The following is a 1,317-nucleotide window of genomic DNA, read 5'->3' on the forward strand; positions in this document are numbered from 1 at the left end:
TGTCAAGCCCCGGGTTTGATGGACAGTTGGTTAGCTGGTTTTCAGGGGTGCGGTGACCGGGTGGGTCATCGCGTGTAGGGCCTCGTGTTCGGCGGGTGGGACGTGTCCGAGTTCGCCGTGCAGCCGGCGGTTGTTGTACCAGTCGATGTACTCGACGGTGGCCATCTCCAGGTCGTCGAGTCCACGCCACGGACCTCGGTTGCGGACGAGTTCGGCCTTGTAGAGCGAGTTGAACGCCTCGGCCATCGCGTTGTCGTACGAGTCGCCCCGGGAGCCGACCGAGGCGACAGCGCCGGCCTCGGCGAGGCGCTGGCTGTAGCGGATCGCTCGATAGTGGACTCCGCGGTCCGAGTGATGCACGAGTCCGCCCAGGTCAGCGCCCTGATGTTCGCGGCGCCAGATCGCCATCTTCAACGCGTCGAGGGCCAGGTCGGTGTAGAGGTTCGTCGACACCTGCCAGCCGACGATCATGCGGGAGTACACGTCGAGGACGAACGCGGCGTACACCCAGCCGACGCTGGTGCGCACGTAGGTCAGGTCGGCGACCCACAGCTGGTTCGGCCGCAGTGCGGTGAAGTCTCGTTTGACCAGGTCAGAGGGTCGGCTGGTCTCGGCTGCGGGCCGGGTCGTACGCGGCGCTTTGTCGCGCAGCAGCCCGCGCAGCCCGGACTCGCGCATCAGCCGCTCGACGGTGCAGCGGGCCACTCGCACACCGCGCCGACGCAGCTCGTGCCAGATCTTGCGAGCGCCGTAGACGCCGTAGTTCTCCGCGTGGACCTGCTCGATCACCGCGGTCAACTCCTCGTCGCGCCTTGACCGGGCCGAGGCAGGGCGGGTCTTAGCGGCGTAGTAGGTCGACGGTGCGATCTGTGCCGGCGTGTCTTCGAGCGCCTGCAGGACCGGCTGGACACCGTATTCGGCCTTCTGGGAGTCGACGAAGTCGACCTTCATCGCGACGGACGGTCCAGCTCCGCCGCGAAGAAACTCGCCGCGGACTTCAGGATCTGGTTGGCCCGCCGCAGCTCACGCACCTCCCGTTCCAAAGCAGCGAGGCGTTCCGCGTCGCTGCTGGTGGTGCCCGGACGGCCACCGGCGTCAGTCTCGGCCTTCTTCACCCACGTCCGCAACGCCTCCGGATGAATCCCGAGCTGACCGGCGATCCGCCGGATCGCCCCTATCGCGCTGGCCGGGTCCCGGCGGGCCTCGACCGCCAACCGCGTCGCACGCTCACGCAGCTCATCGTTGTACTTCTTCGGTGCGGGCATCGCTGATGTTCCTCCCAGATTTCGATGTCTCCATCAAACCCGGTGCGGGACA

Annotated in this window: 1 pseudogene; it reads right to left on the reverse strand. The window is 67.2% G+C overall.

What is annotated here, in order from left to right:
• Positions 1-30: 30 nt before the first annotated feature.
• A pseudogene (locus C1A38_RS30365) lies at positions 31-1,265 on the reverse strand (IS3 family transposase).
• Positions 1,266-1,317: the final 52 nt, after the last annotated feature.

The organism is Verrucosispora sp. ts21, from assembly GCF_002879555.1.
GTDB classification, from domain to species: domain Bacteria; phylum Actinomycetota; class Actinomycetes; order Mycobacteriales; family Micromonosporaceae; genus Micromonospora; species Micromonospora gifhornensis.